21 protein-coding genes are annotated in these 21,382 nt (G+C 59.8%); 10 read left to right on the top strand and 11 right to left on the bottom strand.

Features of this window, described 5'->3' with window-relative positions:
- Nucleotides 1-321: 321 nt before the first annotated feature.
- The 5 genes from NE562_RS12080 to NE562_RS12060 all read right to left on the bottom strand — a co-directional run bounded on the left by NE562_RS12080 (nucleotide 322) and on the right by NE562_RS12060 (nucleotide 7,916).
- Nucleotides 322-2,265: an ABC transporter permease gene (locus NE562_RS12080; protein WP_280962677.1), complete on the bottom strand. Its 1,944-nt coding sequence runs from the start codon at nucleotides 2,263-2,265 to the stop codon at nucleotides 322-324.
- Nucleotides 2,252-3,010 carry an ABC transporter ATP-binding protein gene (locus NE562_RS12075; RefSeq protein ID WP_280962676.1) on the bottom strand — a complete coding sequence of 253 codons (759 nt, stop codon included), beginning with the start codon at nucleotides 3,008-3,010 and terminating at the stop codon, nucleotides 2,252-2,254. The genes NE562_RS12080 and NE562_RS12075 overlap by 14 nt, the downstream gene beginning before the upstream one ends.
- Before the next feature lie 77 nt (nucleotides 3,011-3,087).
- Complete coding sequence (locus NE562_RS12070; protein ID WP_280962675.1) at nucleotides 3,088-4,098, bottom strand: sensor histidine kinase; 1,011 nt, start codon at nucleotides 4,096-4,098, stop codon at nucleotides 3,088-3,090.
- A complete protein-coding gene (locus NE562_RS12065; protein WP_280962674.1) occupies nucleotides 4,095-4,763 on the bottom strand; it encodes a response regulator transcription factor in 669 nt (222 codons plus the stop codon). The genes NE562_RS12070 and NE562_RS12065 overlap by 4 nt, the downstream gene beginning before the upstream one ends.
- Nucleotides 4,764-4,775: 12 nt before the next feature.
- Nucleotides 4,776-7,916 carry a UvrD-helicase domain-containing protein gene (locus NE562_RS12060; protein WP_280962673.1) on the bottom strand — a complete coding sequence of 1,047 codons (3,141 nt, stop codon included), beginning with the start codon at nucleotides 7,914-7,916 and terminating at the stop codon, nucleotides 4,776-4,778.
- Nucleotides 7,917-8,108: 192 nt separating this feature from the next.
- Between NE562_RS12060 and NE562_RS12055 the strand changes: the two genes are divergently transcribed.
- Nucleotides 8,109-8,942 (top strand): hypothetical protein, encoded by an 834-nt coding sequence (locus tag NE562_RS12055; protein ID WP_280962672.1) that lies wholly within the window; start codon nucleotides 8,109-8,111, stop codon nucleotides 8,940-8,942.
- 260 nt (nucleotides 8,943-9,202) lie between these two features.
- Here NE562_RS12055 and NE562_RS12050 read toward each other — a convergent pair whose 3' ends face one another.
- The 5 genes from NE562_RS12050 to NE562_RS12030 form a co-directional block, all read right to left on the bottom strand.
- A complete protein-coding gene (locus NE562_RS12050; RefSeq protein ID WP_280962671.1) occupies nucleotides 9,203-9,718 on the bottom strand; it encodes an HD domain-containing protein in 516 nt (171 codons plus the stop codon).
- A 121-nt stretch (nucleotides 9,719-9,839) separates the two neighbouring features.
- The gene (locus NE562_RS12045; RefSeq protein WP_280962670.1) at nucleotides 9,840-11,207 is read right to left on the bottom strand and encodes an MATE family efflux transporter; all 1,368 of its coding nucleotides are present in this window, start codon (nucleotides 11,205-11,207) and stop codon (nucleotides 9,840-9,842) included.
- Between the two features lie 108 nt (nucleotides 11,208-11,315).
- Nucleotides 11,316-11,585, bottom strand: coding sequence for a DUF1905 domain-containing protein (locus tag NE562_RS12040; RefSeq protein ID WP_280962669.1), 270 nt, complete (start codon nucleotides 11,583-11,585; stop codon nucleotides 11,316-11,318).
- A gap of 7 nt (nucleotides 11,586-11,592) precedes the next feature.
- The gene (locus NE562_RS12035) at nucleotides 11,593-12,048 is read right to left on the bottom strand and encodes a GNAT family N-acetyltransferase (RefSeq protein ID WP_280962668.1); all 456 of its coding nucleotides are present in this window, start codon (nucleotides 12,046-12,048) and stop codon (nucleotides 11,593-11,595) included.
- Between the two features lie 220 nt (nucleotides 12,049-12,268).
- Nucleotides 12,269-13,537 carry an O-acetylhomoserine aminocarboxypropyltransferase/cysteine synthase family protein gene (locus tag NE562_RS12030; protein WP_280962667.1) on the bottom strand — a complete coding sequence of 423 codons (1,269 nt, stop codon included), beginning with the start codon at nucleotides 13,535-13,537 and terminating at the stop codon, nucleotides 12,269-12,271.
- Between the two features lie 180 nt (nucleotides 13,538-13,717).
- Here NE562_RS12030 and NE562_RS12025 point away from each other — a divergent pair, with 180 nt between their 5' ends.
- The 8 genes from NE562_RS12025 to NE562_RS11990 all read left to right on the top strand — a co-directional run bounded on the left by NE562_RS12025 (nucleotide 13,718) and on the right by NE562_RS11990 (nucleotide 19,684).
- Nucleotides 13,718-13,930, top strand: coding sequence for a DUF896 domain-containing protein (locus NE562_RS12025; RefSeq protein ID WP_280962666.1), 213 nt, complete (start codon nucleotides 13,718-13,720; stop codon nucleotides 13,928-13,930).
- A complete protein-coding gene (locus tag NE562_RS12020; protein ID WP_280962695.1) occupies nucleotides 13,930-15,258 on the top strand; it encodes a CCA tRNA nucleotidyltransferase in 1,329 nt (442 codons plus the stop codon). Before NE562_RS12025 ends, NE562_RS12020 begins: the two co-directional genes overlap by 1 nt.
- The gene (locus NE562_RS12015; RefSeq protein WP_280962665.1) at nucleotides 15,255-15,833 is read left to right on the top strand and encodes a hydrolase; all 579 of its coding nucleotides are present in this window, start codon (nucleotides 15,255-15,257) and stop codon (nucleotides 15,831-15,833) included. The genes NE562_RS12020 and NE562_RS12015 overlap by 4 nt, the downstream gene beginning before the upstream one ends.
- Nucleotides 15,830-16,237 carry a secondary thiamine-phosphate synthase enzyme YjbQ gene (locus NE562_RS12010; protein WP_280962664.1) on the top strand — a complete coding sequence of 136 codons (408 nt, stop codon included), beginning with the start codon at nucleotides 15,830-15,832 and terminating at the stop codon, nucleotides 16,235-16,237. The genes NE562_RS12015 and NE562_RS12010 overlap by 4 nt, the downstream gene beginning before the upstream one ends.
- A gap of 107 nt (nucleotides 16,238-16,344) precedes the next feature.
- Nucleotides 16,345-16,884: a nitroreductase family protein gene (locus tag NE562_RS12005; RefSeq protein WP_280962663.1), complete on the top strand. Its 540-nt coding sequence runs from the start codon at nucleotides 16,345-16,347 to the stop codon at nucleotides 16,882-16,884.
- Nucleotides 16,885-17,321: 437 nt separating this feature from the next.
- Nucleotides 17,322-17,762 carry a hypothetical protein gene (locus NE562_RS12000; protein ID WP_280962662.1) on the top strand — a complete coding sequence of 147 codons (441 nt, stop codon included), beginning with the start codon at nucleotides 17,322-17,324 and terminating at the stop codon, nucleotides 17,760-17,762.
- Between the two features lie 30 nt (nucleotides 17,763-17,792).
- Complete coding sequence (locus NE562_RS11995; RefSeq protein ID WP_280962661.1) at nucleotides 17,793-18,476, top strand: response regulator transcription factor; 684 nt, start codon at nucleotides 17,793-17,795, stop codon at nucleotides 18,474-18,476.
- Entirely contained in the window at nucleotides 18,470-19,684 is a 1,215-nt protein-coding gene (locus NE562_RS11990) for a sensor histidine kinase (protein ID WP_280962660.1), read from the top strand. Before NE562_RS11995 ends, NE562_RS11990 begins: the two co-directional genes overlap by 7 nt.
- A 25-nt stretch (nucleotides 19,685-19,709) precedes the next feature.
- Here the strand turns inward: NE562_RS11990 and NE562_RS11985 are convergent, their stop codons facing one another.
- Nucleotides 19,710-20,537 carry a pentapeptide repeat-containing protein gene (locus NE562_RS11985; protein ID WP_280962659.1) on the bottom strand — a complete coding sequence of 276 codons (828 nt, stop codon included), beginning with the start codon at nucleotides 20,535-20,537 and terminating at the stop codon, nucleotides 19,710-19,712.
- A 238-nt stretch (nucleotides 20,538-20,775) separates the two neighbouring features.
- Here NE562_RS11985 and NE562_RS11980 point away from each other — a divergent pair, with 238 nt between their 5' ends.
- Complete coding sequence (locus NE562_RS11980) at nucleotides 20,776-21,342, top strand: DUF3793 family protein (protein WP_280962694.1); 567 nt, start codon at nucleotides 20,776-20,778, stop codon at nucleotides 21,340-21,342.
- Nucleotides 21,343-21,382: the final 40 nt, after the last annotated feature.

Below are 21,382 nucleotides of genomic sequence, written 5' to 3'. Positions count from 1 at the left end.
ACGGCTCTCCCGCCGGGACTCAGGGCGGACAAAATAAACGGAAGAATCAACCAGAGAGCGGTTCCCTATGACTTCGAACTGACTAATGAGGAAAAGGTGTGGCTATTAAATATAAAAATCGTTTTTGCCTTGTTGTAAAAAAGTGGATTAAACACTGGGTTTTACAAAGTTTCTCACTTCATAAGCGCAAATATATGCCGTTTTTCGACAAGATAACAAGCTAAAAAGGGGGGAGTTGCGCAGGTTCAAGTCCATACACTCGTAGCATAGAAAAAGCACCGCTTTTGGCGGTGCTTTTTTGTGTGCAAATAGAAAGCGGTGTTACGCGGGCAGGACGTTTCGTTTCATGCTGACGTAGGCCGTCAGGATATAAACGAAATAGATGAAAAAGAAGATGCCAAGGGTAATGCCCGCGATTTGGAAAAGCTGCGCGGGCCCGGCCAGATCGCCGGGATCGAGCGCGCCGCCCAGCGCCAGAATAAAGGGGATGCTGATGAACAGCGGCGGCACGGCGGGCATGGTATAGTAGATCGCGAACTGCCGGTATAGGGCCTGCTTCATTTCACGGCGCTCCATCCCCAGCTTGTGCAAAAGTTCAAATTGTCGGTGGTAGCGGTCGGTCTCGCTGAGCTGCTGAATGGTCAGGATGGTGGCGGACACCATGGTGAGTACCAGCGCCAGATAGAAAAGCGGAAAGACGATGATCGCGTACGACGAGGCGTTCTCCGCCTCGACAGCGGCCTTGGAGAAAAGCGTGTCGTACCCGTCGATCGTTTCGTCCCTTGCGTCGCGGATATCGGACAGAGCGCGATAGTCGGCGGCAGGCACCGGCGCGTCCGTCATAGCGGCGTAGATGCTGTGGTTGACCGGCCGGGCTTCGGCTACCGCGTCGGGCACGACGAGCACAAAGCCGCGGCCGTTGCCGTCCCAGAGGGACTGGGTAAAGGTTTCCGTATAAACGCCGCCCGGCAGTAGAGACTTGCCGCCCACGGTCAGGGCTTCGGTATAGCCCCGCATCACGCTTTCCAGATAGGGCATGCAGTGGACCACATACTCGCCCGGTTCCAGTGAAACCGCGGGATAGCCCAGCATGGCGCGCAGCGCGGTGTAGTCGCTGGCTTTCATCAGGGTGTCGCAGTCAAACAGCTTCCAATAGTCCGCGTGATTTTCGACATAATTTGTGACCTGCAAATTTTCACCCTGATAGATAGGATACTCCCGGAAATCGCGCACCGGGATGTTAGCGTCGATATAAGTCAGGTAATCGTCAAAGCGGGTGTCGTCCCGCCCGGTGGAGCCGATAAACAGGTCGAAGCAGGTGGTCTGCTCCGTGCGGCTTTGAAACATGGTGTGGAACAGCAGGCCGGTGCCCTCGCTGATCAGCGTGGCGGTAAACAACAGGGCGATCGTCGCCATGACCACGCCCATAGTGGCCAGCTTGGCCGAAAGGGAACGGAAGATCAGCAGCGTGTGCCCCTTATACTTTTTCCCCGGCCGCTTGTCGAAATAGGCGGGTACGCCGGAGGAAAAGCTGAGAAAGAAGCCGAACAGGAAAAAAATAATGAAACCCGCGCCTATGATGCCGAATAGCAAATTGCGCAAAAGAAGCAGCAGCGTGCCGATGACGCCGCAAACGATGGAAACGATGAAAATTCTGCGTCTTAAGCGGCTTTTTTGGATAACCTCGCCTTCGTTTTGGCGGTCAAAGTAAATTAAGTCGCAAATTTTCATGGTGCGGATGCGCTTGCGGCTCTTAAAAAGCGCGAACAGGTACATCAGCGCGAAATAGAATAGCGTGAGCAGAATGGCCGGCAGGGAAAAGGCAAAGCTAAACGTGTAGGGCGCGCCGAACAGCGCCAACGTGATGGCGCGCAGCGCCTGAAAGAACAGATTGCCGAGCAGCGTGCCTAAAACCAGCGCGATACCGCCGACGGCTAGATTTTCCAAGAAAAACAGCCGGGCGACCTGACGGCTTTCCAGACCGATCAGGATATAGGTGCCGAGCTCGCGGCTGCGCTTGGCCAGCATAAAGGTGGTGGTGTACTGCACCAGCCAACCGATGATACCGATAACCACCAGACTGGACAAAACGATCACGAGAGGAAGGCTGTCCATCATGCTGGAAAGCGTGCGGATCTCCTGCGAGAAGACCAGCCCGTTAAAAGCATAGACCAGCGCGGCGGCCATGACGATCGTGACAAAGTAGACCAGATAGTCGCGCGCCTGCCGCCGGGCGTTGCGCAGGGAAAGCTTAGATAACGTCACTGACGTCACCCCCCAGCAGAGCCAGCACGTCGAGTATTTCGTGGTAAAGCACGGTCCGGGTGCGGTCCGCGCGGATCAGCTCGTTGAACAGCCGCCCGTCTTTCAGAAACAGCACGCGCGAAGCATAGCTGGCGCTGTACGCGTCGTGCGTGACCATAAGGATGGTAGCGCCCATATCCCGGTTCATGCGCGACATAATCTCCAACAGGTTTTTGGAAGCCTTGGAATCCAGCGCGCCGGTGGGTTCGTCGGCCAGAATGAGCGATTGCCCGGCCACCATGGCGCGGGCGCAGGCCGCGCGCTGCTTTTGTCCGCCGGATACCTGATAGGGGAACTTGCCCAGCACGTCCTCGATGCCCAGCTTTTGCGCCACGTTCATGACCTGCTTTTGCACGGTGCGGCTGTCCGCGTGGTTGATCGTAAGGGCAAGGCCGATATTTTCTTCTAGCGTCAGCGTGTCCAACAGGTTGAAATCCTGAAAGACAAAGCCCAGCCTCTCCCGTCGGAAGCGGGCAAGCTCGCTCTGCGGCAGGTCGGCGATATCCTCGCCGTCCAGCAAAATACTGCCCGCGCTTACCGTGTCGATGGTGGAAATACAGTTGAGCAGCGTGGTCTTGCCGCTGCCGGACGCGCCCATGATGGCGATGAATTCACCGTCCGTCACGTCAAAGCTGATGCGGTCGAGCGCCTTGGTCACGTTGTTTTTGCTTCCGTAATATTTTTCAATGTTTTGTACATGCAGCATGTTCGTGCCCTCCTTGCTTATGATGTTAGGATACACCAGAAGCAAAGCTTGTGGTATCGAACTAACCGTGCCTTATCTTACATTTTTGAAAGGTTTTCTTGGGCGGGAAAGGTCAGGCTGACGCTGGTCTCCCGGCCAAGGACGGAGGCAAGGCGCAGATCGATCTGCAAAAAGCCCGCCAACCGGCGGCAGAGATAAAGCCCCATGCCGGTCGCGCCGCCGCGCGCGCGGCCGTTGCTGCCGGTAAAGCCCCGCTCCATCACGCGGGACAGCTCGTGCGGGGGAATGCCGATGCCGTTATCCCGCACCGTAAGCTGCACCTGCCGCCCCAACCGCCGCGCGGATAGCGTGATGACCGGAGCGTTCCCGCGATAGCGCACCGCGTTTTGCAGCAGCTGGCCCAGCATAAAGCCGGCCCATTTGCCATCCGTATAAACGGTTTGGTCAAGCCCTTCCGTTTGCACGCGCACGCCGTTTTGGATCAATAGCGTGCGGTGGCGTTCAATCGCCTGCGCCGCGATCTCCGCCAGATCGGTTTGGCGGATGATAAAGTCCTTTTCCGAGCTTTCGGCCCGGGCGTAAAAAAGCGCGCGCTCCACATGATTATCGATCTGCGCAAGCTCGTAGGAGAGCTTGCGCCGCGTTTCCGCATCGGCATGGCGGCAAAGGAGCTGGGCCGCCGTGATGGGCGTTTTAATTTCGTGCACCCAGCTTTCCACGTAGGCGCGGTATTCCTTCCGGCCGGCCTCCGCGTCCGATACCGCTTCGATCATCGCCTTGCCGGACCGGCGCATCAGCTCGAACAGCCGGCGCTCGTAAGGGCTCTTGGGTTTCGGCGCGCACGCGGCGAACAGGTGCTTTTGATCGAGCCCATCCATAATGGCGGTCAGTTCGTTCAGATGGGCGCGGCATTTGTAATAATCGTACCCTTGCGTGCCAGCCATGAGCAGAAACCAGAAGATTAGAAAAATGGTAAGCACGCCGGACTGTGTGCCCGTGGACAACAGGAATACGGCCACGGCCGCCATGAACAGCAGCTGCACGGCCAGCCGCCCCAGCCGGTCGGATAAAAATTCGCCAAACTTCATATCTGGTACCCCAATCCGCGCCGGGTCTTGATATAGCCGGGCAGGCCCAGCCCTTCCAGCTTGGCGCGCAGCCGGGTCATATTTACGCTCAGTGTATTATCGTCGATATAGATCTGACTGTCCCACAGGGCTTCGATCAGATCGGCGCGGGAAACGATCTCGTCGGGGCGGTTCATTAAATGGGCCAGAATTTTGATTTCGTTGCGGGTCAGTTCCACGGTTTGCGCCCCCTTGGAAGCGACGCCCCCCGCGAGGCTGAGCGTCAGGCCTTTTGTTTCCAGTACGTCCGCTGTGTCCGCCGCGCCGCCGCTGCGCCGCAGCACGGCTTTGACGCGGGCCAGAAGCACGGGGATATTATAGGGTTTGGTGATGTAATCGTCCCCGCCAAGACTGAGCGCCCGCAATTCATCCATCGCGGAATCGCGGCTGGTCACGAAAATGATGGGCACAGCGGATTGCTTATGGATCTCGGCGCACAGCGAAAAGCCGTCTCTGCCGGGAAGACCCAGATCAAGCAGGATCAGGTCCGGCGCGCGCGCCGCGATCTGTGCCGTCACCTGTGTGAAATCCGTGACGGTCAGCGGCTCAAAGCCCTCGTTGCCGAGCAGCAGCGCCAGTTCGTCCCGGATCGCCGGGTCGTCTTCTATGATCATGATTTTTTGCATATTGCGCCACCTTTAAAATAGGCTGATCTGCTCCAGCGGAGCGTCACGCCGCCGCGCGGCGTTTTCCCGCCTGACACGGTCAGGCAGGTCGTTTAGGAAAACAGAGGGCTCGCCGCCCGCGGTAAGGATCAGCTCGTCCCGCGCGCGCGTCATGCCGACGTAGAACAGCCGCCGTTCCTCTTCGAGGTCGGCCGGGCGCGCCTGCGATTCCAGCGGAAGCGACCCTGCGGTGATACCGGCCACGAACACGGCGGGAAATTCCAGCCCCTTGGAGCCGTGCAGCGTCATCAGCCGCACCGCGCCGGACTGCCAGCCCTTGCCCGCGGCGCGGCGCAAGTCGGCTTCCTGCCCCAGCGTCAGCGCGTTCCACAGCTCGGACAGGGTGGCGTAAAACACTGCCATGTCCCGCAGGCGCGTCAGGGCGGGCGAATCGCCGTACTGCTCCGCCCAGCGTTCCACCAGCTTGCGGGGCTTTTCCTTCATATGGGGCAGCCATTCCTCGGCGCGCCCGAGCCACGCTTCCAGATGGCCGTAGCCCGCCGCGAGCGGGCGCAGAGGATCGGGATCGAACGTGTCCAACGCGGCGCAGGCCGCCTGCGCCTTTTGGATCAGATCGGCCGGACAGCGCCACAGCAGGTGAAGCGCGGTCTCAAGCGCCGCCGCGTCGTCCGGCGCTTGGAGCGACCGCCAGAAGGCGAGCGCGCCGCGCACCGTATCATCATCCAGAAAATCCTCCCGGCCGCTGATGATGCAGGGGATATCGTCGTGCGTCAGGCATTTTTCAATCAGTTCTAACTGCCGGTGCGTGCGGCAAAGCACCGCGATATCGGAAAAGGCGCGTATCTCCCGTTCGTGCTCCAGCTTTTGCGCTTCCAGCATATCGACGCCGCCGACCATGCGGCCAATTTCCTTGGCGATGAAGATCCCCTCCGCGAAACCGTCCGCCGCCCGCACCAGACGCACGGCGGCGCCGGGGGCGCGGTGCGCGGCAAGCGCGCGTGAACCGCCGGGGTTTTGCTCGATCACCGGCGCGGCCGCAGCGAGGATTTCCGGCGCGGAGCGGTAATTTTGCTGTAGGCGGATTTCGCGCGCTTTCGGGCAGTCCTCCAACAGCCGCTCAAAGCAGCGGCCGCTTGCGCCGCGAAAGCCGTAAATAGACTGGTCCGGGTCGCCGATGACGAACAGGCTTTTGCCGTGTTCGCTCCACGCGCGGATCAGTGCATATTGGGTGTCGTTGATGTCCTGAAATTCGTCCACCAGCAGGTGGGAAAAGCTTTTTAGGCCCGCGGTATCCAGCCCCAGCGCTTCGGTGAGCAGGTCGTCGAAATCCAAAACGCCCATTTGCCGCAGGCGCGCGCAGTAAGCTTCATATAGGTCGCCGCCCAGCCCGGTATCCTCCAAAGACGCGCCGTTTTTTACGCGGGAGACCGCTTGCAGCAGCGCGCGTGGGCCGCCCTTGCCCGCGTGCTCGCGGAGCACCTGCGCCGCGACGGTAAGCGCCTCGCCCTGACCGATCAGACGCGCGCCCTTTAAAAGGTTCAGACAGATCGCGTGAAAGGTGCCGATGGTCATGCGCTGCACCGCGCGTTTGCCGCCCAGCCGCTTTTCCAAACGATCGAGCATTTCGGCGGCCGCTTGGTTGGTAAAGGTAACGGCGGTGATCTCGCCCGGCTTCACGCCCCGTTCTTCGATTAAATGGGCGATGCGGGCGACCAGCGTTTTGGTCTTGCCCGTGCCCGGCCCGGCCACGACCGCCACCGTCTGTTCCGCGGCGGCAATCGCCGCCAGCTGCTCCGGGTTCGGCGCTTCGTCCACCGGTGCGGCGGACAGCGCCGGGGCGGCCTTGGCAAGCGCTTTGGCCGCCTTTTTCTTTCCCTGCGGCGCTTCCGCGCCGAATAGGGAGATCTGGCCGCTGAACCGCTCGATCTCGGCGGGGGTTAACAGGGAAATGGTGCCGTATTCGCCGTCAAAGCCGGCGCGCCGGTCTACCTGACCGATGCGAAGGCGGCGAATGCCCTCGGCCACGCACGGCCCCGCAACCTGTTCGATATCCGGGATTGGCGCTTGCCGCAAAATATAAAATTCCGGCCCCAATTCGCGGAGCATGCGCTCGTACTGTTCCAGCGTTTTTTTGCCCGTGGCCGAGCCGCCGGTGGAAGCCGCAATGGCCTCGGGCAGCGGCGCAAGGCTTTCAAAGGGCTTGGCCGCTGCGGGCCGGAAATCCGCGGGGCGATCGGCCAGCGCTTCGACCCGGTGCTCCACGCCAACGGTCAGCTTTTTGCCGCAGACCGGGCATAGACCGCCCCGCGCGGCGGTCTCGGCGGGCGTTAAGCAAACGCCGCAATTCCGGTGCCCGTCCAAATGGTATTTGCCTTCCTCCGGGAAAAACTCCACCGTGCCCTCAAACCCTTGGCCGGTGCGGATGGCGCGAACCAGCGCAGGATAGGTGCGCGCGGTCTCCAGCAAATTGGCTTCGCGGCCCAGCTTGGCTGGGGAGTGCGCGTCCGAATTCGATACCAGCGTCAACCCGTCCAGCGCGGAAACGCGCCAGTTCATCGGCGGGTCGGAGGAGAGTCCGGTCTCTACTGCGTGGATGTGGGGCGTCATATCGTCAAAGCACGCGGAAACGGTGTCGAAGTCCGAAAACGCGCCGAACATGGAAAAGTGCGGCGTCCAGATGTGCGCGGGGATAAACTCGGCCTCCGGGCAGGTCTCGAGCGTCAATTCGAGCAGGTCGCGGCTGTCCAGCCCCAGAATGGGCCGCCCGTCCGAATGGATATTGCCGATGGCTTCCAGCCGCGCGGACAGCTCGTTCGCCGCTTCCAGACTGGGCAGTAAAATTAAATTATGCACCTTGCGGGTCTTGCCGTCCCGCTTGTAGATGGAGCTGATCTCGCCCGTCACGACAAAGCGGGGCGTTTCACCGGGCGTGGCGAAGGGCAGGCGATATGCCTCCCGCAGCTGATACACGCCGTCCCCTGCGGGTTCAAGCTGCGCCTTTAGCTCTTCGCGCCACGCGGGGTGCGTGAAATCGCCCGTGCCAAGCAGCGAGATCCCCTTGCGGCGGGCCCACCAATCCAGATGGGGCGCGTCGCATTCGCGGCTGGTGGCGCGGGAAAAACGGGAATGAATATGCAGATCCGCGATATACATAAAAAGACACCTTCTATCCAAACAAGCTGGTCTCATTATAATGCCTTTTGGGGGATGTTGCAATGAAAGCGCGTCAAAAGGAAAAACACACCGCCCCGCGCAGGTAAATAAAAGGGGCTATGGTTTTCTTTTGGGTGGATCGGTGCTATAATATAAACTTAAGAGAAACGAACCATTGGGAAAGGAACTGATATGCTAGGCCGTAAAAAGAAAACTGAAGAACAAGCGCCGGTACAGGTGCGGCGGCGCATGACCATACGCGGCGTTTTATCCTTCTTTATCGTGCTCACGCTCATCCGCGCGGCGTTTATGGGGCGGTACGAGAACGTGTTCGTGTGCGTTTTGGCGCTCATCCTGTTCTGCGTGCCGATGGCGCTGGAAAAGCGCCTGTCCATCGATATCCCGCCCGTGATGGAGGGCATTATTTACTGCTTTATCTTCGCGGCGGAAATCTTGGGCGAAATCAATTCGTTTTACACCATCATCCCGTATTGGGATACGATGCTGCACACGCTAAACGGCTTTCTGGTCGCGGCGGTCGGCTTTTCGCTGGTCGACCTATTCAATCGAAGCGAGCGGTTCACCTTTCGCCTGTCGCCGCTGTTTTTGGCGATCGTGGCGTTTTGTTTCTCCATGACCGTGGGCGTGCTGTGGGAGTTTTTTGAGTTTGGTTCCGATCAACTGCTCGGAACGGATATGCAAAAGGATTTTATCGTGCAAACGGTCAACTCGGTATCGCTCAATCCAAGCGGGCTCAACACGGTGGTACACGAGCCGATCACGAGTCTGGTCGTCAACGGCGAGGATTGGATGGAGTTCCCCGGCGGCTATCTTGATGTGGGCCTGATCGATACGATGAAGGACCTGATCGTCAACTGTGTGGGCGCGCTGATCTTCTCCTTTATCGGTTATTTCTACGTTAAAAAACGCGGAAAGGGCCGCTTTGCCGCGTCGCTCATCCCAGTCGTGCTTCCCGCGCCGGAGGATGGGGACGGCCCGCCGGAGGGAGAAGCGGGCGAAAAATAAGCGTAAGAAACCGGCAAGCGGGATAGCACCTGCTTGCCGGTTTTTATTTCTGTTGGAGGGTTCGTTTCGCTCACAATAAAATGCGCGGCAGGAGCCGCGGGCGGCCGAGTGGGGTCACTCGGCCCTACATGCGGGTAGGGCGGGGTGACCCCACCCCGCCGTTGCGCGGCTACCGCCGCGCATAAAATCGTGAGCGTGGCGCATCACCTAAAAAATACGCCGCCCGGACAGACACATCCGGGCGGCATTTTTTAATGAAGTTACGCAATGACCTTGCGGTAGAACGCGGACATATAGCCGCCAAGCGCGATACTCATTTCACGGGAAGCGACGACTTTGTCGGCCAGCGTGACGATCCAAGCCACGCGGGTACGCGGCATAGCGGCAAGCGGAAACATATGGCGCGCAATGGCCTCGCATTCACTCTCGCTCAGGCGAAAGGTGAAGCGGGCCCGGTCGGCCGCGATGTGGCCGTGCACAAAGGCGTGCATGCGCCCAAGTCGGCGCAGACCGGAGAAATGTTTCAAGTACCGGCGGAACCGGTCGCTGTGCCAGTCGTATCCGAAGAAATCATGCAGAAGAGCCGCGCGCACAACGGAAGCGGTTTCGTCCTCCGACAGACGCATCTTACGGGCGATCCCATAGGCGCACTCGGCCACGGCCAGCGAATGGTCGTAAACGGAGTTGGCCTCACCGTGGTGCTGAAATTCGCGCAGCTGCTGGTAACGCGGGTGCTCGACGATATTCCGCGCCATGCGGTGTATTTCACTTTCCATTGGACTCACCCTCTTTGGTTTTCTTGCTTTCATTGTATGCCGGTGCGCGGCGAAAAACAAGAGGGAAATTGTTAACAATTTATGTTTGCAAATTGGATAGTTTGTCCAATTCGGGCCAAGGCTACCGCAGCATGCGTCCGGTAACGCGCCGGTGCAGCAGCATGGCGGCGATGCAACCGACGATTTCGGCCAGCGGGAAAGCCAGCCAGACCGCGTGCAGGCTTACCCGGGCGAGCAGCACCGCCAGAGGCAGCAAAATGACGATCTGCCGCAAAAGCGTCACCAGAAGCGATTCGTTGCCGCGTCCCAGTCCCTGCATGCAGCCGCAGAGAATGACCGACGCGCCCGCAAAGCAGATGGAAAGCGCGATGATGCGGATCGCGGGCACGCCGATGGCGAGCATCTCCTCCGAAGCCTTGAACAGGGCGAGCAGCGGGCGTGGCAGCAGTTCGAACAGCACGGTGCCGCCCGCCATGATCCCGACGGAAAGCAAAAGCGCGTACTTGGTGATACGATGGATACGGTCATACTTTTTCGCGCCGAAGTTATACCCGATCATCGGGATCAGCGCGTTGTTCAGGCCAAAGACCGGCATGAACAAAAAGTTTTGCAGCTTATAGTACACGCCGTAAAAGCCGACGGCGGTCATGGAAAATGGCATGAGGATGCGGTTTAGACCGATGGTGAGCACGCTGGCGAGCGACTGCGTGACTGCGGCGGGCAGGCCGATCTTTAACACCTCGCCCAAAATCGCGCCGTTTGGCCGGAACGAACGCGGCTTGAGCCGCACGTCGTGATTAAAGCGAACGTTGATGAAAAAGCCGATGGACATGGCGATGATCTGTGCGGTCACGGTGGCGAGGGCCGCGCCCGTCGTGCCAAGCCGGGGAAAGCCGAACAGGCCGAAGATCATGATCGGATCGAGCACGCAGTTGATCAGCGCGCCGATCAGCTGGGTGATCATGTGGTAAACGGTGTTGCCGGTCGCCTGCATCAGCCGTTCGGCCACGAACAGCAGGAACACCCCGCACGATGCAACGGTGCAAACGGTAACGTAGCTGGTGCCCATTTCGCGTACGGCGGCGTCGGTGGTAAATAGGGCGATAAAGCTTTTGCCGAATAATAGGCCGAGCACGGCGAAGACCAGCCAGCAAACCACGGCGAGAAACACGCCGTTCATCGCGACCGCGTCGGCTTCGTCCTGCTTGTGCTGGCCGAGCTTGCGGGACAACAGCGCGTTCACGCCAACGCCCGCGCCGGTCGCCACCGCGATCATGAAAAGCTGCACCGGAAAGGCGAGCGACACGGCGGTCAGCGCGCTTTCGCTGATACGCGCGACGAACGCGCTGTCCACAATGTTATAAAGCGCTTGGATCAGCATGGACAGCATGATCGGAAACGACATGGTGATGATGAGTTTGCCCTCCGGCATGGTGCCCATTTTGTTTTCTTTTTGTCCGGCTTCTACCTTTTCTGCTTCTGCCGCCAAAGCGATCCCCTCCCAATAGAGGCGGCGTGAGCTCACGCCGCCCTAAAGCAAACAAGATTTCTGTTTGTTCAGTATACCAGAAAAAAACGGAAAGGGGAAGCAGCGGTTTTAGGCGCGCTCGCGCAGGGTGACGTGCACGGTATCCCCCGGCTGCTTGCCGATCCGCGCGCGGATATCCTTGCGCACGCCGAGGATGTGGCCCGGCGTTTTCATGCGCACCAGACTGCCGTCGTACGGCACGCCGTCAAACGTGGCGCGCACCTTGACGCGGCCCTTGTGAAACTCCCGCCGCACATCGTGCGGGAACTCGATATAGGCCCCGTCCAGATCGGGTACCTTGCGCAGCACCGCGTCGAACTCGTATAGCGTTTCGTTCATGCGTGACTTAAAGCGCGTTCGGCGTGTCCAGCACCATCTGCCGGTAAGGCAGATCGGCAAAGCCGCGCAAACGGTACAGCGCGGCGGCGCGCGGGTTGTCGTCTGTCACTTCCAAACGGTAGCGGGCGGCGGTATTGTATCGCTCGTGCACCGCGGCGATGATCTTGCTGCCAAGGCCCTTGCCGCGCATGTGCTCGTCGATCCATATTTCATCGAGCCAGACGGTCAGCCCGCCCGCTTCGTTCGACCAGGTCAGGGCGAGCAGGCAATAGCCGCAGGGCCGTCCGTCCTCGTCCTCGGCGATTAGACAGGCGGCGTAGGGCGAACCGTGGATCAGCAGCTCGAACGTGCGCACGGCGTTTGCTTCGGGTATCTCGTGGCAAACGGCGGGCGAATGGTAAAATTCATGCACCGAACGCAGAAAGTAATCGCGGTCCTCGGCTTGGATCGGGCGGATCAGCATGGTGAAAACTCCTTACATGATAAATTGATTTGAAAAGCGGGTGACCGCATAGGTCGCCCGCTCAGTCTGTCGAAAAAGTCCTCGCGCCGCAGCGCGCAGAAGCCGGAATTCTCGATCGAAATGGGGCTTTGTTTCGATCGAAGGCTGTCGAAAATAGTTTTTCGACAGCCTCAGCGGGCGGCCGCATGGGCCGCCCGTATGGTGAATACTTGCGTAGGCGTTAGGCCTGCGCAAGCGCCTGCTCGACATCGGCGATGATGTCCTCCGCGTTTTCAAGGCCACAGGACAGACGGATCAGGCCGGGCGTGATGCCCGCGGCGACGAGCTGCTCGTCCGTCAACTGGCGGTGCGTCGCGGAGGCCGGATGCAGCGCGCACGAATGGATATCGGCCACGTGCACCTCGAGCGATACCAGCTTGAACGCGTCGATCACGCGCTCGGCGGCTTCACGGCCGCCCTTGAGGCTGAACGAGATAACGCCCGAAGCCGCGCCGTTTTCCAAATACTTTACCGCGCGGTCGTGGAAGGCGTCGCCCGCAAGGCCGGGATAGGTGACAAAATCGACCTTGTCGCTCGTGCGCAGGTAGCTCGCCACCGTCATAGCGTTTGCCGAATGCTGGCGAATGCGCAGCGGCAGCGTTTGCAGGCCCAAATCGAGCAGGAACGCGCCCATCGGCGTTTGGCAGGTGCCCATGTCGCGCATCAGCTGTACGCGCGCCTTGGTGATATAGGCGGCTGCGCCGCAGGCGTCGGTATAGACAAGGCCGTGGTAGCTGTCGTCCGGCTCGGTCAGGCCGGGGAAGTTGCCCTTCGTCCAATCGAACTTGCCGGAATCGACGATCACGCCGCCCATCTGCACGGCGTGGCCGTCCATGTATTTTGTGGTGGAATGCACGACAATATCCGCGCCCCACTCAAATGGGCGGCAGAGGACCGGCGTTGCAAAGGTGTTGTCCACAATGAGCGGCACATTGTGCCGGTGGGCCAGCGCGGCGAACTTTTCAATATCCAGCACGGTCAGCGCGGGGTTGGCGATCGTTTCGCCGAAAACCGCCTTGGTGTTCGGGCGGAACGCCTGCTCAAGCTCGTCCTCCGTCGCTTCGCCGTCGACAAAGGTCACGTCGATGCCGAGCTTTTTAAACGTGACGGCCAGCAGGTTCAGGCTGCCGCCATAAATTGTTGAGGTGGAAACAATATGGTCGCCCGCGCCCGCGATGTTTAAAATGGCCAGCATGGTCGCGGCTTGGCCGGACGAGGTGCACAGCGCGCCCACGCCGCCTTCCAGCGCCGAGATCTTATCCTCCACCGCGGCGACCGTCGGGTTGGACAGGCGCGTATAGAAGTGGCCGGAAGCGGTCAGGTCGAACAGATCGCCGACGTGGGCGGTCGAATCAAACTTGAACGTGGTGGACTGATAAATGGGGAGCGCGCGCGCCCCGCCGTTTTCGGGCTCATAGCCTTCGTGCAGGCATTTGGTTTCGATTTTCATAGGAAGAAAAACACTCCTTTTTTGTGTCGGTTGACAATAAAAACATTCTATCATGCGGAATGGGAAGGGTCAAGTAAGGGCGGAAGGTGGCGGCAGGAATTTAGAGTGGGGGTCGACTTTGGCCGAGGAGTTTGGTATAATAGGCATACATAAAATCTGCAAAACGGAGAGACGCAAGCTATGGAAAATGAAAAGATCGCGCGCATCAACGCTTTGGCGAAAAAGGCAAAGGCCGAAGGGCTGACCGATACCGAAAAAGCCGAGCAGAAAGCCCTGCGCGAGGAATATATCGCAGGCTTCCGGCAGAGCCTGAAAAACCAGCTGGACGCAACGGTCGTTTTAAACCCGGACGGCACCGCGTACCGGCTGCGCGAGAAGAAGGACAAAACGTGATGACTTTGCCCGCGGGGGTATTGCGGGCGCTGCAAAAGCTGGAAGCGCGGGGCTATGAGGCCTGGGCGGTCGGCGGCTGCGTGCGGGACAGCCTGCGCGGGCGCCGACCGCACGATTACGACCTGTGCACCGCGGCCAGCCCGGCGGAAATGCGGGAGGTCTTCGCGGACGAGCGGGTGCTCGATACCGGCGCAAAGCACGGCACGCTGACCGTGCTGACCGATTCCGGGCCGGTGGAGATCACCGCATTTCGCATAGAGGGCGCGTATTCGGACGGCCGCAGGCCGGACGAGGTGCGCTTTGTGCGCGAGGTGACCGCCGATCTTGCGCGGCGGGATTTTACCGTGAACGCGATTGCGTGGCACCCGGAACGCGGCCTGTGCGATCCCTTTGGCGGGCAAGCTGATTTAAAGAACGGCCTGCTGCGCGCGGTGGGCGACCCGGACGCGCGCTTTGCGGAGGATGCGCTGCGCATTTTACGCGCGGTACGGTTTGCCGCGAAGACCGGCTTCACGGTGCAGCGGGACACCGCCCGCGCCATGCGGCGGCAGCGGCACCGGTTAAACCAGATTGCGCACGAGCGCGTGCGGGAAGAGCTGACGCGGCTATTGTGCGGCCGCTTTGTGTGCCGCGCGCTGATGGCGTTTTCCGATGTGCTCATCGAAGTGCTGCCCGAGCTTGCGCCCATGCCGGGCTGCGCGCAGCAGAACCCGCACCATTTATACAATGTGTGGGAGCATTCGGTGCTGGCGGTCGGGCAGGTGCCGGCCGAACCCGTTTTGCGGCTTTCCGCGCTGCTGCATGATTGCGGCAAGCCCGCCTGTAAAACCGTGGATGAAAGCGGCGTGGGCCACTTTTACGGCCACCCGGCCGTGAGCCGGGTGTTGGCGGAACAGATCGTGCGCCGTTTGCGCTTTTCCAAGGACGAAGCGGAAAGCGTGCTCTTTCTGGTGGAGCATCACGACCGGCCGCTGGGCGACAGCGACAAGCTGATCCGCCGCCGTTTGGCGCAGATCGGTGAAAAACGCTTTCGCGAGCTTTTGATGATCAAAAAGGGCGACGCGGTGGGGCAGGGCACGCACCCGGAGGACGTCGCCGCCCTTCTGGAGACCGAGCGGCTGCTGGAAAACGTGCTCGCGGCCGAAGCTTGCTTTTCCCTGCGGCAGCTTGCCGTTAAGGGAAACGATATGATCGCGCTGGGCCTTGCAGGCCCGGCGGTGGGCGATATGCTGGACGCGCTGCTGGGCGCGGTAATCGACGGCTTTGTGCCGAATGAACGAAACGCGTTGCTCTTTTGGGCGCGCGACCGAATGGAGGAACGGCTATGACCGCTGAAAAGGAACAATTTATCGAGATCTATCATAAGAACATCACCCGGCCGGGCGCGGATAAGCTGCTCGCGTGGATGGAGGGCACGGACTTTTTCACGGCCCCTGCTTCGACCCGCTTCCACGCGGCGCACGAGGGCGGGCTGCTCGAGCACTCGCTCAACGTGTACCATGTGCTGATCTCCAAGCATTACGACCCTGCCGCGGACGATTTGGAAAGCTTTACGCTCGTTTCCCTGCTGCACGATCTGTGCAAGGCGGGGTTCTACAGCGTGGAGATGCGCAACCGCAAAAACGAGCAGGGCACGTGGGAAAAGGTGCCGTTTTACGTGGTCGATGATAAGTTTCCCTACGGCCACGGCGAAAAGTCGGTCTTTTTGGTCGAGCGCTTTCTGCGCCTGAAAAACGAAGAGGCCGTTGCCATCCGCTGGCATATGGGCGGTTTTGACGACGCGGCCAAGGCGGGATCGTTCGCCATCGCGCACGCTTATGAGAAGTACCCGCTCGCGGTCAAGCTGCATCTGGCCGATCTGGAGGCCACCTACTTATGCGAAAACCGGGAGGACAAAGCATGAAGACGCGGGAATTTACCCTGCGCACCGACCGCGCGTGTATGATCGATGTGACGGACAAGGTTTGCGCCGTTATCCGCGAAAGCGGTGTGCAGAGCGGCTTATGCGTTGTTTACTGTCCGCATACGACGGCGGGCATCACCATCAACGAAAACGCCGATTCCGATGTGCGGCACGATCTGCTGCTCGGTCTGCGCGAGGCGTTCCCGAACCGGCGCGAGTTCCGCCACGCGGAGGGAAACTCCGTCGCGCACCTGAAAAGCAGCTGTGTCGGCGCGAGCAAGACCATTCTCATAGAGGACGGCCGCCCGCTGCTCGGCACGTGGCAGGGCGTATACTTCTGCGAGTTCGACGGCCCGCGCACCCGCCGCTTTCAGGTCAAGGTGCTGGAGGATATGGCGATTTAATGAGTATATTTTGGCTAACTTTTTGTCGTATTTGATTGCAGGATGCGTTTGGCTTTGTTAAAATGAAAAGGAACAGAAACCAAACGGACAAAGGAGCGACATCTAAGATGGAAGCAATCGAATGCATCAAGACGCGCCGCAGCGTGCGCCGCTTTACCGAGGAGCCGGTGACCAAGGAGCTGGTAAACCAGATCATCGAGACCGCCGCCTACGCGCCGAGCTGGAAGAACACGCAGATCGCGCGGTACATCATCGTGACCGATCCGGCGAAAAAGGAACGGCTGGGCGCGTGCATGCTCGGCTTTACGGCCAACCAGAAAACCGCCGCCGGCGCGCCCGCCATTGTCGCCGTGACGATGATAACGGGCCGTTCGGGCTACGAGCGGGACGGCTCGTTCACCACCTCGCAGGGCACGCACTGGCAATCGTTCGACGCGGGCATCGCCACGCAGACGTTTTGCCTTGCCGCGCATGCGAACGGACTGGGTACGGTCGTCATGGGCATTTATGATGAAAAGAAGGTCGCCGAGGTGCTGGATATCCCCGAGGGGCAGCAGGTCGCGGCGCTTCTGGCGCTTGGGCACCCGGCGGAGGAGCCGATGATCCCGAAGCGCAAGGATGTGGACATCCTCGTTTCCTTTCAATGAATGAATTTAGGCTGTCGAAACAAAGCCCCATTTCGATCGAGATTCCGGCTTCTGCGCGCGCCTTACAGGCAGAAGGTGAATTGCCCCTGCGGGGCAAGAGAAGCCGGTCTGGGCCGCACTTGAAGTCGGTTTGTATCAAAACCGAGATACACGGCCCAGGCCGGCCTCTCTTGGCCTACGGCCAATTCACCTTCTGCTCCCGGTTTTGATGGCTTTTGCCACAAGTGGTAAAAGCTTATTTTATGCACGCTGCGGCGTGAGGACTTTTTCGACAAGCTGAATTGAGGCCGGCGGCCACTAAAGTGGCTCCGGCCTCAATTTTTTTACGCGATTTTGTTTTCTAACCTTCGTTTAACCTTCCTGCTGTATAATGAGCTTGTGATCACAAACAACAACCACAAAAACTTTGAAACAAATCATTTCAGGAGGAAACAATTATGTTGAAACAGAGAATCGCAACCGGCCTGCTTCTGGCCACCGCCGTCACTTCGCTTACCGCCGCTTCCGCTTTTGCCGCGGAACAGCCCGACGCAGATAAAATGCTTGCCGCCACAGTGAGCATTGCAGCTCACAACGGTGAGGGGCAGGACCCGAACGCCCCCAAGCTTGACCTGAAGACCGATGAAGACGGCAACCAGTATTTAGAAAATGAGGCCGGCAGCCGCGTCTATTTCTCTCAGGCAACGCCGGCCGAAGGCGCAAAGGGCGCTGAAAATCCCGATGGCGTGGAGGTTCAGATCTCCTATTCCACGTCCGACAGCGAGGACGCAAACGAGAACGTAGAATTGCCGGACGTCAAGACCGACGAAAACGGCGACCGGTATATCGAGATGGAAGACGGCGCGCGCGTCTATATCATGATGAAAAACGCCGAGTGATCTTGTAAACCAAAAAGGATGTGAACCAACGTGAGGCTTCTGATCGTCGAGGACGAAACGGATATGCAGGAGGCCCTGTGCTACGGCCTGCGTAAATGCGGCTATGCCGTGGATTCCACAGGCGACGGCGCGGACGCCGTGGAGCTGTGCGAAATCAATGATTACGATCTGGTGGTGCTGGACCTGAACCTGCCCGGCCTAGACGGCATGGAGGCGCTCGACCGCATCCGGTCGCTGGATAAGCCTACAAAAATACTGATTCTTTCCGCCCGCTCCGAGCTTGCGGATAAAGTTCTGGGGTTGGACGGCGGGGCCAGCGATTACCTGACAAAACCCTTTCATTTTGAGGAGCTGGAGGCGCGCATCCGCGTGCTGCTGCGCCGCTCCTTTATCCAAGAGGAGGCCGTCCTTTCACGGGGCGGCCTCTCTCTGGATACCAACAACAAAACGGCGAGCTTTGACGGCGCGCCGCTGGAGCTGTCGCGGCGCGAGTACGCCGTGCTGGAATATTTGATGGCCCATATGGGCCGCGCGGTCAGCGCGGAGGAACTGCTGGAGCATGTGTGGGATATCGAGACCGATCCGTTCACCAATCAGGTCAAGGTCTATATCAGCATGATCCGGCGCAAGCTGGCGGCCTTTACAAGCGAGAATATGATTCGGAGCATCCGCGGCGCCGGTTATATCATAGACAAGGAGGAAAAACCATGCTGAAAAAGCTGTCTCTTCGCGTGCGGCTGACGCTTTTGTCGGCGCTCGTCATGACCGGGGCGGCCATCATCCTGACCGCCGTGTCCATGTTCAGCGCCGACCATATTTTTGTGCAGAACCTGCCGCAGGATCTGGGCATGAAAACGACTCTTTCCACGACTGCAGTGAAAAGCCAATCCATGCGCAGCGGCGAGGTCAGCTTGACGCAGCCGGAAGCCGATGTTTCGTACTCCGCGCAAACAGGCGAAAAAGGTGAAGCCATGGACGCTGCCGTGATTCAGGTATCGCTTGCCAAGGCCAGCCGCCAATTCAACCTATGGGGCCTTGCGGGTCTGCTGCTCGTGCTGCTGTTGGGCACGGGCGCGACTTGGCTGATGGCTGGCCGCGCGTTGGGGCCGGTGCGCGAGCTTTCCTCCGCCATTGAGGAAGTGGGCGACAGCAACTTCAAGCGCCGTGTGGAGATGCATGGCAGGCAGGACGAGATCGGGCGGCTCGCGCACTCCTTTAACAGCATGATGGACAAGGTGAGCGCCTCGTTCGAGCGGCAAAAGCGGTTTTCCGCTTCGGCCGCGCATGAGCTGAAAACGCCGCTTGCCACCATGCAGGTAGGGCTGGAGGTGCTGGAGCTGGACGCGCAGCCCTCGCCCGAACGCATGGAAAAAACGCTCGCCGTGGCAAAAACCAACACCGAGCGCATGATTCACCTATTGGACGACCTGATGCGCCTGTCTTCCGATGAGACCGGCGAAATGTGCGATACCATACCGCTGCGCGAGCTGTTCACTGAAATACAAGCAGAGCTGTTGCCGCAGATTCAGGCGAACCGCCTTTCCGTTTCCATTGAAGCGGAGCCGGAGGCGCAGTTGACCGGCAGCCGCACCATGCTCTACCGCGCGCTGTTTAATCTGGCGGAAAACGCGGTAAAGTACAACCGCGCGGGCGGCTCGATCACGCTTTCCGCAAAGCGGGAGGACGACGCGGTCGAGGTGCGCGTGACCGATACGGGCATCGGCATTCCGGAAGCCGAATTGCCGCATATTTTCGAGCCGTTTTACCGGGTGGACCGTTCGCGCTCCCGCGCGGTCGGCGGTTCCGGTCTGGGACTGAGTTTGGTGCAGGATATCGTGGAAAAGCATGGAGGCGGCATCCGCGTGGAAAGCGCGCCCGGCGAGGGCACGTCGTTTATCCTGCGGTTCCCGGTCGCGCGGTGACAGATCGTCCGTCCGCCGCGCTCGGTCAAGTCCATGTGGCGGGGCGGCGCAGAGAAGCGGGCAGTTTTGTTTTGCCGTCGCCCGCGGCGGCGTTCAGTTGAGCCTGCGTTAGAAAGACAGCCTGCGATAGATCAGCGCCGTGCAGGCAAGCGTCGCGCAGGTCGGCGCCCAGCAGGTTGCTGCCGCGCAATGTGCAGCCGCGCAGGTCGGCGGCGATCAGCAGCGCCATGGAAAGGTCGCGGCCCGAAAGATCAAAGCGGCGCAGATCGCGGCCGAACAGGTCGCGGGGCAGCGGTTTGCCGGGATTGACCGGCAGCGTTTCCGACGCGGCATGCAGCAGCGGATTGACCTTGCCGCGCCATACGTCCGGATCGAGCGCGGCGAGCGCCGCGGCAGGGGCGTCGGCTTGCCGGTCTATTTCGCCGATCATGCCGTCGATCTGCGCGCGTAGCGCGTCGGGCAGGCGCAGCGAGGCGGCTTCGAGCAGGTACCAAAGCATTTGGTGCAGCCCATAGACCGAGAGAAAAGCGGCGAACATCGTTTCGCGGTCCTCGCGCAGGTCGGCCCAGCTTTGGCCGCCGAAGGTGCGCGCCGCCACCCGTTGCCCCGCGCCGAAGCAGTCGTACGCAAGGCAGCCCTTGAGGCCGCGCGCTTTGAGCGCGCTGTGAATAGCGCAGCGGTGATCGGGCAATAAGTTTTTACAGGGCTTCCCCGCCGATTTATCGGCAGGGAAGCCTTCGCTTTTGGCAAAGTAAAGCGCGGTACAGCACAGGCCGCAGCAGCTGCCACAATCGATGGCAAGGCGGCGGCGCAGCGCCTGATCATTCAAAGCGTGGCGTTCGTTCGGTTCCATGAGGGGTCCTCCTAGCATCCTGTTCTGTTACCAGTGTAGCATAAGAAAAGCGCTGGAACAAGCGCGGAGATTTTTTCAAAAATGACTTGACATTGCAGTTAGCATATGCTAACATATGAACAAGTTAGCAAAGACTAACTAAACGAATAAGCGGCGCGGACCGCGCCGCAGCCTCTCTATGATGCATGGCAGGCCGTCGGCCTGCGCAAGCTAACGGCAACAGGAGGTGCGTTTTTTGATGATGGAAGGTATGCTTGACCGGCTGCTCGCGGCGTATTGCTCGCCGACGCTGGCCGGTATCAAGGCGGGCAGCTTGGTTGCGTGCGACCGCGTGCTTTACCCCGATCTGCCGCTTCGCATTCGGGATTACCAGCGTGCGTTCGCGCCGCGCGGTTTCCAATTTGAGATTGTCTGCGCGTGCAGGGAACGGTTCCTACTGCTGGTTTACCACCGGGACCGTCTTGCAAAACAGCTGAGGGATGAACGCGCCGCGCGCTTGCTTGACCATTTCGGTTACCCCGCGGGGCAGGATTTGGACGCGCTCCTATACCACCTGAAACGCCGTATGGCAGGGTGCGATAGCTTTCCGCACGAAATCGGCCTGTTTTTGGGCTATCCTTATGAGGATGTGGAAGGTTTCATCCGCAACGGCGGGAAGGGCTGCAAGCTTTCGCGCTACTGGAAGGTATACGGCGACGCGGAAGAGGCAAACCGGTTATTTGACCGCTTATCGCGGGTATGCCGCGCGGTCGTTTCGCGTGTGGAGCAGGGCGAAAGCCTGCTGCACGTGTTCGCCGCGGCATAGAAGCGTTTATATTTTTTTCTTACGACAACAGGAGGTTTTT

It is taken from the genome of Butyricicoccus faecihominis (assembly GCF_024462775.1).
GTDB classification, from domain to species: Bacteria; Bacillota; Clostridia; order Oscillospirales; family Butyricicoccaceae; genus Agathobaculum; species Agathobaculum faecihominis_A.
The sequence above is the reverse complement of the archived record's forward strand: the minus strand, read 5'-3'. Positions and strand labels throughout refer to the sequence as shown.

What these genes read in the sequence shown, in the direction of transcription:
- NE562_RS11990 (WP_280962660.1), top strand. Translation starts at nt 18,470, where the DNA reads ATGCTGAAAAAGCTGTCTCTTCGCGTGCGGCTGACGCTTTTGTCGGCG.
- NE562_RS12050 (WP_280962671.1), bottom strand. Translation starts at nt 9,718, where the DNA reads ATGGAAAGTGAAATACACCGCATGGCGCGGAATATCGTCGAGCACCCG.
- NE562_RS11985 (WP_280962659.1), bottom strand. Translation starts at nt 20,537, where the DNA reads ATGGAACCGAACGAACGCCACGCTTTGAATGATCAGGCGCTGCGCCGC.
- NE562_RS11980 (WP_280962694.1), top strand. Translation starts at nt 20,776, where the DNA reads ATGATGGAAGGTATGCTTGACCGGCTGCTCGCGGCGTATTGCTCGCCG.
- NE562_RS12025 (WP_280962666.1), top strand. Translation starts at nt 13,718, where the DNA reads ATGGAAAATGAAAAGATCGCGCGCATCAACGCTTTGGCGAAAAAGGCA.
- NE562_RS12020 (WP_280962695.1), top strand. Translation starts at nt 13,930, where the DNA reads ATGACTTTGCCCGCGGGGGTATTGCGGGCGCTGCAAAAGCTGGAAGCG.
- NE562_RS12060 (WP_280962673.1), bottom strand. Translation starts at nt 7,916, where the DNA reads ATGTATATCGCGGATCTGCATATTCATTCCCGTTTTTCCCGCGCCACC.
- NE562_RS12075 (WP_280962676.1), bottom strand. Translation starts at nt 3,010, where the DNA reads ATGCTGCATGTACAAAACATTGAAAAATATTACGGAAGCAAAAACAAC.
- NE562_RS12035 (WP_280962668.1), bottom strand. Translation starts at nt 12,048, where the DNA reads ATGCTGATCCGCCCGATCCAAGCCGAGGACCGCGATTACTTTCTGCGT.
- NE562_RS12005 (WP_280962663.1), top strand. Translation starts at nt 16,345, where the DNA reads ATGGAAGCAATCGAATGCATCAAGACGCGCCGCAGCGTGCGCCGCTTT.
- NE562_RS12070 (WP_280962675.1), bottom strand. Translation starts at nt 4,098, where the DNA reads ATGAAGTTTGGCGAATTTTTATCCGACCGGCTGGGGCGGCTGGCCGTG.
- NE562_RS12010 (WP_280962664.1), top strand. Translation starts at nt 15,830, where the DNA reads ATGAAGACGCGGGAATTTACCCTGCGCACCGACCGCGCGTGTATGATC.
- NE562_RS12000 (WP_280962662.1), top strand. Translation starts at nt 17,322, where the DNA reads ATGTTGAAACAGAGAATCGCAACCGGCCTGCTTCTGGCCACCGCCGTC.
- NE562_RS12055 (WP_280962672.1), top strand. Translation starts at nt 8,109, where the DNA reads ATGCTAGGCCGTAAAAAGAAAACTGAAGAACAAGCGCCGGTACAGGTG.
- NE562_RS12040 (WP_280962669.1), bottom strand. Translation starts at nt 11,585, where the DNA reads ATGAACGAAACGCTATACGAGTTCGACGCGGTGCTGCGCAAGGTACCC.
- NE562_RS12030 (WP_280962667.1), bottom strand. Translation starts at nt 13,537, where the DNA reads ATGAAAATCGAAACCAAATGCCTGCACGAAGGCTATGAGCCCGAAAAC.
- NE562_RS12015 (WP_280962665.1), top strand. Translation starts at nt 15,255, where the DNA reads ATGACCGCTGAAAAGGAACAATTTATCGAGATCTATCATAAGAACATC.
- NE562_RS12065 (WP_280962674.1), bottom strand. Translation starts at nt 4,763, where the DNA reads ATGCAAAAAATCATGATCATAGAAGACGACCCGGCGATCCGGGACGAA.